Origin of the sequence: Nioella sp., assembly GCF_964229645.1 — a bacterium.
Classification (GTDB): Bacteria; Pseudomonadota; Alphaproteobacteria; order Rhodobacterales; family Rhodobacteraceae; genus Nioella.
In genome coordinates this window covers 1-8,753 of the sequence record NZ_CAXREX010000076.1, presented here as the reverse complement: position 1 = coordinate 8,753, position 8,753 = coordinate 1, and the positions used below count along the sequence as shown (strand labels likewise).

The 8,753-nt window shown below is 64.2% G+C and carries 7 protein-coding genes and 1 tRNA gene; 2 read left to right on the top strand and 6 right to left on the bottom strand.

What is annotated here, in order from left to right:
- The 5 genes from ACEQXV_RS05060 to ACEQXV_RS05040 form a co-directional block, all read right to left on the bottom strand.
- The coding region (locus tag ACEQXV_RS05060) for a glutamate synthase-related protein (protein ID WP_370268172.1) at window positions 1–744 on the bottom strand (744 nt) is incomplete at its 3' end.
- 11 nt (window positions 745–755) lie between these two features.
- On the bottom strand, window positions 756–1,433 hold the full coding sequence (locus ACEQXV_RS05055; protein WP_370251067.1) for a protein GlxC: 678 nt from the start codon (window positions 1,431–1,433) through the stop codon (window positions 756–758).
- 1 nt (window position 1,434) lies between these two features.
- Window positions 1,435–2,331, bottom strand: coding sequence for a glutamine amidotransferase family protein (locus ACEQXV_RS05050; RefSeq protein WP_370251066.1), 897 nt, complete (start codon window positions 2,329–2,331; stop codon window positions 1,435–1,437).
- A gap of 180 nt (window positions 2,332–2,511) precedes the next feature.
- A complete protein-coding gene (locus ACEQXV_RS05045) occupies window positions 2,512–3,165 on the bottom strand; it encodes a helix-turn-helix domain-containing protein (protein WP_370251065.1) in 654 nt (217 codons plus the stop codon).
- Between the two features lie 45 nt (window positions 3,166–3,210).
- Window positions 3,211–4,086, bottom strand: a complete 876-nt coding sequence (locus ACEQXV_RS05040) for a LysR substrate-binding domain-containing protein (RefSeq protein ID WP_370268173.1) — start codon at window positions 4,084–4,086, stop codon at window positions 3,211–3,213.
- Window positions 4,087–4,219: 133 nt separating this feature from the next.
- Between ACEQXV_RS05040 and ACEQXV_RS05035 the strand changes: the two genes are divergently transcribed.
- On the top strand, window positions 4,220–5,740 hold the full coding sequence (locus ACEQXV_RS05035; protein ID WP_370251064.1) for a trimethylamine methyltransferase family protein: 1,521 nt from the start codon (window positions 4,220–4,222) through the stop codon (window positions 5,738–5,740).
- A gap of 182 nt (window positions 5,741–5,922) precedes the next feature.
- A complete protein-coding gene (locus ACEQXV_RS05030; protein ID WP_370268171.1) occupies window positions 5,923–8,388 on the top strand; it encodes an FAD-dependent oxidoreductase in 2,466 nt (821 codons plus the stop codon).
- A 224-nt stretch (window positions 8,389–8,612) separates the two neighbouring features.
- Here ACEQXV_RS05030 and ACEQXV_RS05025 read toward each other — a convergent pair.
- A tRNA-Met gene (locus ACEQXV_RS05025) sits at window positions 8,613–8,689 on the bottom strand.
- Window positions 8,690–8,753 lie beyond the last annotated feature (64 nt).

Below are 8,753 nucleotides of genomic sequence, written 5' to 3'. Positions count from 1 at the left end.
CACCGCGAGCGCCGTGTCGTAATAGGGCCGCGTTGCCCCCACCTTGACGTAGATGGGCACCCGCCAGCCGGTGATCTCGCGCAGTTCGAGGATCTTGATTTCCAGGTCATCGGGCCCGGTCCAGTCAGGGTGACGGCAGGCAGATCGCTGGTCGATCCCCTTGGGCAGGGTCCGCATCTCGGCCACCCGGTCGCTGATCTTCTGGCCAAGCAGCATGCCGCCGCCGCCGGGTTTGGCGCCCTGGCCGACGACCACTTCGATGGCATCGGCCTTGCGCAGGTCATCGGGATTCATGCCGTAGCGCGACGGCAGGTATTGGTAGACGAGCTTGGTGGAATGCCCCCGTTCTTCGGGCGTCATGCCGCCATCGCCCGTGGTCGTGGACGTGCCCGCCAGGCTCGCCCCGCGCCCAAGCGCCTCTTTCGCCTGCGCCGAGAGCGCGCCGAAGCTCATGCCCGCGATGGTGATGGGAATGTCCAGCTGGATCGGGTTCTTGGCAAAGCGGGTGCCAAGCGTCACCGAGGTGTCGCAGCGTTCGCGATAGCCTTCCAGCGGATAGCGCGAGACGGACGCCCCAAGAAACAGCAGGTCGTCGAAATGCGGCACCCGGCGCTTCGCACCACCGCCGCGAATGTCATAGATCCCGGTCGCCGCCGCCCGGCGAATCTCGGCATTGATCGGGTTGGAAAACGTCGCCGACTGGATGGGGACGGTGCGGGGGATCTTGTGGTCTTGATCGCTCATGGGCCTCGTCCTCAATAGGCGTTGTCGATGTCGAAATTGTAGAGTTTGCGGGCCGAACCGTAGCGGCGGAACTCTTCGGGCTTTGCCTCCACGCCTGCCCGTTCCAGCAACTCCTGCAACAGCGCCAGATGCTCGGGCCGCATCTCCTTTTCCACGCAGTCCGCGCCAAGGCTTTTGACCGAGCCGCGCACGAAAAGCCGCGCCTCGTAAAGCGAGTCCCCAAGCGCGTCGCCTGCATCGCCGCAAACCACCAGATTACCCGCCTGCGCCATGAAGGCCGACATGTGGCCGATATTGCCCTGCACCACGATGTCGATCCCCTTCATGGAAATCCCGCAGCGGCTTGAGGCATTGCCCTTGATGACCAGAAGTCCCCCATGCCCGGTAGCGCCTGCATACTGGCTGGCATCGCCCTCGACGACGACCATGCCCGACATCATGTTTTCCGCCACGCCGGGGCCGACGGAGCCCTCCACGCGCACCGTCGCCTGCTGGTTCATGCCCGCGCAGTAATAGCCGGTGGAGCCCTTCACCGTGACCGTGATCGGCGCATCGAGCCCCACGGCCACCGCGTGGCTGCCCCTTGGGTTCAGAACCTCCCACGCGGTCTGGTTGTCGGTCCCGGTCTGATTCTGAAGGGTGTCGTTCATCTCGCGCAGCGTCGCGGTTGAAAGGTCGATCTGGCTCATGTCAGTGGCTCCAGAAATACACGGTGGCGGGCTCGGGTTCCCAAACGCGGGCCGCCTCGATCCCGGGCAGGTTCACAAGCGCGCGGTATTCGCTGCCGAAGGCCACGTATTGATCGGTTTCGGCCATGACGGCGGGCTTGCAGGCGATCGGGTCACGCACCACGCCGAACCCGTCCTTGGTGCCCACGACGAAGGTGAAGAACCCATCCAGATCGGTCAGCGACGCTTCCAGCGCCTCGCCCAGTGTTGCCCCCTGCTGCATCTTCCAGGTCAGGTAGGCCGCGCCCACTTCGGTGTCGTTCTCGCTCTCGATCCGAACACCCTCGTGGCGCAGCTTGCGGCGCAGGTTGTTGTGGTTGGACAGCGATCCATTGTGCACAAGGCACTGGTCCGGTCCGGTGGAAAACGGGTGTGCGCCTTCAGTCGTGACCGCGCTTTCCGTGGCCATGCGGGTGTGGCCGATGCCATGGGTTCCCGACATGGACGACAGGTGGAACCGGTCCGCCACGTCGCGCGGCAGGCCCACTTCCTTGTAGATCTCGATCACTTCGCCATCGCTCATCACGCGGATCCGGCCGGGGCGCGCGGCCAGGGCAGCGCGCGCCTCTTCGACCTTCTCGGCGGGCAGGGTCAGCAGCGCGTGGGTGTCGTTTGCCGCCAGCGTCACCGGTGTGCCGAGCGTTTCGCCCAATTCCTCGGCCAGGCCCGCGAAGTCCGCGTCAGGGCTGTCGGACTGAATTGTCATCTTGGCCAGCCCGCCGGCATCCGCGCCATAGATCGCGATGCCCGCACTGTCGGGGCCGCGGTCCGTCATGGTGATCAGCATTTCCGTCAGCATCGCGCCGAGTTGCGGCTCCAGCGCCTTGTCCTTGAGGAACAGTCCTACGATCCCGCACATCTGTGCCTTTTCCTTTCGAAGAGTGATCCGGGGGTCATTCTAGCCGAACCCTATCCGATTCTGCACCCTTGGGAATATTATTTTCCTGTGGTGCAATTTATCGAGCTGGATCTTGTAGCGCAGAGCCAATCCTGCGCAGGACTTGCGCGATCTGCGTGCAAAACGGGCAGGTTGAAAAGATCAGGCAGTCTGCGGGTAGGAGATGACCGAGAGATACCGCGCCGGCAGCTTTTTCAGGATCTCGGGTCCATGCGGCGCATCCGCATCGAAAAACAGCGTATCTCCCGGGCGCAGGTGATAGAGCCGATCCCCGTGGCGGTAGCTCACCTCGCCCTCCAGCATGTAGATCGTCTCGATCCCGCCATGCTGGAAGGCCGGAAACACGTCCGACTCCGCCGTCAGCGTAATCAGGTATGGCTCTACGATCACGCCGCTCGCATTCGCACCGATATGGCCAAGCAGGTTGTATTGATGCCCGGCCCGCGTGCCCTCGCGCTCGATCTCGACCCCTTCGCCCGCCTTGGTATGCACCGCCTCACGATGTTCCTCGAACCCGCGGAAGAAAGACGTCAGCGGCACGCTCAGCGCGTGGGCCAGCGTCTGCAACGTGGTCAGCGAGGGCGAGGTATTGCCGTTCTCGATCTTCGACAGCATCCCTATGGACAGGCCCGTCATTCCGGCAAGGTCCGCCACGGTCATGCCCTGCTGCTGGCGGAAGCCGCGCACCTCCCGCCCGATCGCGACTTCGAGCACCTTTTCGCGCTCTGCCGGTCGTCGATGCGGGTTCTGCTTGAGCTTGGTCACGGGTCCATCCGGTCTGGGTGGCCCGACCATGCCAGAGCGACCCGGCATACGCCACCGATTGTTGTCGCGCCGGCCTCAGGCCCCGCCTGCCGCATCGCGTTCTTCCAGGATCCAGTCCCGCACTGTCCGCGCCGCCGGCGACAGGGGCTTGTTGTGCGACCACACGAGGTAGAAGCCCTTGCCGGTCGTCCACTGCCAGTCGGACCGGGCTTTCAGCAGGCCCTGCGCCACCAACCTGTCGGTGACATGCTTCCACCCGAAGGCAAAGCCCTCGCCCGCCATGGCAGCCTGAAGCACCAGCGCATAGTCGTTCAGCCTCAGCCCACTGGCCGGAACCGGGGTGCGGATGCCGAAATGCGCGAACCAGTCCTGCCAGCCGGGCCGTTCGCGCACCGGCTCTTCCAGGTGAATGAGCCGTTGATGCAGAAGGCTTGGCACCCCCTTCAGGTTCACCGCAGCCGCCATGACCCAAGGCGCGGCAACCGGGTAAATGATTTCCGGCGCGATCAGGGCACTTTGGCAACCGGACCAATCCCCATCACCGCGCCGAATGGCCAGGCTGATCCCTTCGCTGTCGATATCGGGCTCGCGGTCGCTGGACTGAAGCCGCAGGTCGATCTGAGGATGATGCGCCTTGAGCCGCGAGAGACGTGGCATCATCCAGTAGTTGTTGAACGCGGTCGAGGCATTGAGCGTCACATGCTCCCCCCCGGTGGCCTGCCGGACGGCATCGGCCGAGTGATCGAGGATCTCGAAGGCCCGCGTGGCGTCGGCAAAGAGCCTCTCGCCCGCCGAGGTCAGGGACACACGCCGATGGTTGCGATCGAATAACGTCACCCCAAGCGCCTCTTCCAACTGCCGAACCGCCATGCTCACCGCCGGCTGCTGCACGTTCAACTCCCCCGCCGCCCCCGTAAAAGAAAGGTGGCGGGCGGCGGTTTCGAAGACCATTAGGTGGCGGGGGGAGCAGACCTTGGACCAGAGCTTTTGCATAATCTGAGCTTATCCAAAACATCGACATTTTCAATGGTCACAGCCCGTTCAGCCCGAATTATACATGCCCCAGAAAATGGGAGGCATGGATATGGCTCGACGCGCGCGCGCATCGCGGACACGGGGCAGCGCTTCGGCGCAGGATCAGGCGTCGCCCTACATCCGGCGCGCCCTACCCTTCTTCGACCCGCTCGATGACGAGCAACTGGCCCGGCTGGAAGAGCAGGTGGACTGGATCTTGCAGGAGGTGGGCATCGCCTTCCGCGACGACCCCGAGGCGATTGCCCTTTGGAAACGCGAAGGCGCGCGGGTCGAGGATGACATCGTGCGCGCCCCGGCCGACTGGATCCGGCAGCTTTGCGCCAAGGCCCCGACACGGTTCACGCAACTGGCCCGCAACCCCGAACGCTCGGTCGTCATTGGCGGCGAAAACCAGGTCTTCGCCCCGATCTACGGCGCGCCCTTCGTGCGCGATCTCGAAGGAGGCCGACGCTATGGCGACATGGCCGCCTTCCGAGACCTCGTGCGTCTGACCTACCGGCTTCCGGCGCTGCACCACGGCGGTTTCGTCACCTGCGAGCCCTGCGACGTGCCGGTCAGCAAGCGCCATCTCGACATGCTGCTGGCCCACATGACCCTGTCGGACAAGCCGCATCTCGGCGCGATCACGGAAATGAGCCGCGCGCAGGACAGCGTCGACATGGCCGAGATCGTCTTCGGTGCCGAGGTGATGGAGGAAAACTGCGTCATCCTGGGCAACGTGAACACCAATTCCCCGCTTCTGGTCGACAAGGTGGTGACCGAGGCCATTCGCGTTTATTGCGCGCGGAATCAGGGGATTATCGTGGTGCCTTTCATCCTGACAGGGGCCATGGGGCCGGTCAGCACCGCCGCCAGCGTGGCGCAGGCGATGGCCGAGGCGATGATGGTCTGCGCCTATGCGCAGCTGGTCCGCCCCGGCGCGCCCTTCGTGTTGGGCAACTTCCTCTCGTCCATGTCACTGAAGTCCGGTGCGCCCACCTTCGGCATGCCCGAACCGGTGATGTCGAACTACGCCATTGGCCAGCTTGCGCGCCGGGCGGGCCTGCCGCTGCGCTGTGGAGGATCGCTGACGGCCTCGAAGATCGAGGATGCGCAGGCCGCCTATGAAAGCGCGGACTCCATGCACTCCACGATGCTGGCCGGCGCGAATTACGTGCTGCACGCGGCAGGCTGGCTGGAAGGCGGGCTGTGCACCGGGTTCGAGAAGCTGGTGATGGATGCAGACCGCCTGGGCGGCTACCAGAAACTGCTGTCGCAGGGGCTGGATTGTTCGAGCGAAGCCTTCGCCCGCGACGCCTATGGCGAAGTTGCGCCGGGCGGGCATTTCCTGGGGTCGGCCCACACCATGCGCAACTACCAGACCGCTTTTTACGAGCCGAAACTGAGCGACAGCGAGAACGTGGAAAGCTGGGAAGAAACCGGATCGCTGGACATGCGGGCCCGCGCCCATGCACGCTGGACCAAGCTGCTGCAAGACTACGAAGCACCCCCGATCGAGCCGGGGCTTCAGGAAGAACTGGAGGCTTTCGTGGCCCGGCGCAAGGAGGCGCTGCCCGATGCGTGGTACTGAGTTAACCCCTTGTTTACGCATAAGTTCCGGTGATGCAACAGGGGCCGAAACGGGGGGGTGTCCCCCGTACACCCCCTGTACACCCCCCGTGCACCCCCTGTGCATACGGATCGAGATTTTCGCGCGAAACCGGCGGCCCGATGGCCGCCCGCGCCGTTTCTGACAGCTGAAAGGAGCCTCCCATGCCCGAGATTCAGAAAGACGAAAGCACCGGCGGCAAGGCGCTGCCGTCCCATGCCAAGGTCGTGGTGATCGGGGGCGGCGTCGTCGGCTGTTCGATCCTGTTCCACCTGGCGAAGTTCGGCTGGAAGGACGTCGTCCTGCTGGAACGCGACGAGCTGACCAGCGGCAGTTCGTGGCATGCGGCCGGGCAGATCCACACGATCAGCTCGGACCCGAATATCAGCCGCCTGCAAAGCTACACGATTGACCTCTACAAGGAGATCGAAGAGACCTCGGGCCATTCGGTCGGGCTGCATATCACCGGGGGCTTCTACGCGGCTTCGACGAAGGAATGGTATGACTACCTCAAGCGCGAGCGGTCCAAGGCGCGTTACATGGGGCTGCACCAGGAATTCATCAGCCCCAAGGAACTGGCCGAGCGGCATCCGCTGATCGACCCCAAGCATTACTACGCGGCGCTGTGGGATGATCAGGATGGCGATCTCGACCCCTCGGGCGCGACCTATGCCTTCGCCAAATCGGCCCGCGTGCACGGGGCGCAGTATTTCACCCATTGCGGCGTGACAGCCATGCGCCAGCGGCCCGACGGATCGTGGGACCTGACCACGCCCAAGGGCACGATCAACGCCGAGCAGGTGGTCAACTGCGGCGGGCTTTGGGCGCGGGAAGTGGGCCAGATGTCGGGCGTGCATCTGCCGGTGCAGCCGATGGAGCATCATTACCTGATCACCGAGGCGATCCCCGAGATTGCAGAGCGGATGAAGCAGGGCGAAGCGGGCCGGTTGCCCGCGGGCATCGACTACGAGGCCAATATCTATTTCCGGCAGGAACGGCAGGGGATGCTTCTGGGCACCTACGAGCCGAAGGGCACGCCGTGGAAAGTGGAGGGCACGCCGTGGGATTTCGGGCACGAACTGTTGCAGCCCGACCTCGACCGCGTGGCCGACCGGCTGGAAATGTCCTTCGAACGCATTCCCGCCATCGGCAACGCGGGCATCAAGGATATCATCAACGGCCCCTTCACCTTCGGCCCCGACGGCAACCCGATGATCGGGCCGGTGCCGGGGATGCGGAATTACTGGGTTGCCGTGGGCGTCATGGCGGGCTTCTGCCAGGGCGGCGGCGTGGGGCTGACCATGGCCGAGTGGATGATCGACGGAGAGCCTTCGATCGACGTCTGGGCGATGGACGTGGCACGGTTCGGAGAATTCGCGACGCCCGACTGGGGCACGGTGAAATCGACCGAGAATTACGAACGCCGCTTCGTGATGACCTTCCCCAATGAAACGCTGCCCAAGGGCCGGATGCAGAAGACCACCGCGCTTTATGACCGGCTGGTCGCCAAGGGCGCGCGGATGGGCCAAGGCTTCGGCCTGGAACACGCGCTGTGGTTCGCGGACGGGCCGGAGGATGCGCATGAGGAGCCGAGCTTCGAGCGGAACCGGTCGCATGATTACGTGGCGCGCGAGGTTCGGGCCGTGCAGGAGGCCGTGGGCGGGATCGAGATCGCCAATTTCTCCAAGCATGAATTCAAAGGGCCGGGGGCAAGGGCCTGGCTCGACCGGGTGCTGGCAGGCTACGTGCCCAAACCCGGACGGCTGGCGCTGACGCCCATGCTGACGCCCAAGGGGCGGCTATACGGCGACCTGACCGTGGCCTGCCTGGCCGAAGATCACTTCATGCTGTTCGGATCGGGCGCGATGCAGGAAGCGCACCGGCGCTGGTTCGAGAAAGACCTGCCGGAGGGGGTAACTTACGCCAATGTCAGCGACGACTGGCACGGGATCGCCCTGTCGGGGCCGAAGTCGCGGGAGCTTTTGCAACGGCTGACCCGGGAGGACGTGAGCGCCGAGGCGTTCAGGTTCCGTGACCTGCGCCAGTGCTTCGTGGCCGGTGTCCCGGTGATCCTGAACCGGATCTCCTTCTCGGGTGAGCTGGGCTTCGAGATCTACTGCCGCCCGCAATACCTGCTGCGGCTGGCCGAAGCCGTGGAAGCGGCCGGCAGCGATCTGGGCTATCGCTGGTACGGGTCGCGGGCACTGATGAGCCTGCGGCTGGAAAAGGGCTGGGGCGTGTGGACGCTGGAATTCCGGCCCGATTTCAATGCGGTCGAAAGCGGGATGGACGCCTTCATAAACTGGAAGAAGGACTTCGTCGGGAAAGAGGCGACGCTGGCGGCGAAAGAGGCCGGGGCAAAGCGGCAGCTGGTCACCATGGTGATCGACGTGGACGGTATCGACGTGTCGGGCGACGAGGCGATCCTGCGCGATGGAGAGGCCGTGGGCTATGTCAGCTCTGGCGGCTACGCGCACCGGGTGGGGCGGTCGATGGCGATGGGATATGTCGGCAGCGAGCATGCCGCAGCGGGCACCAGGCTCCAGGTGGAAATCCTTGGCCAGATATATGGGGCCGAGGTGCTGGGCGCCCCGGTCTACGATGCCAACGGCGCCAACATGCGGGCATGACCCGATCGGCAAAAATGGGGCGGCCCGGCGATCGAACGTTAATTCCCCCGTTTTTGCGGCCTGCTTGGGCGGTTTGGTCTGGGAAGGGCGTGGATTGGCTGTGGTTGGAGTGCCTCAGTTATTTTCTTGGTTCGCGTGCTTCCACAGTGCTTCCACGGGTGGAGAGAAAACGCAGGAAGCCCCGCGATTGCGGGGCTTAGTGCATTGTATTCATGTAAGGAATTTGGTTGCGGGGGTAGGATTTGAACCTACGACCTTCAGGTTATGAGCCTGACGAGCTACCGGGCTGCTCCACCCCGCGCCATTTTTGATCGGGATCGTTTTGAGAGATACGTTGAGTGCTTTCTAGGTTTGGCGGTGACCTA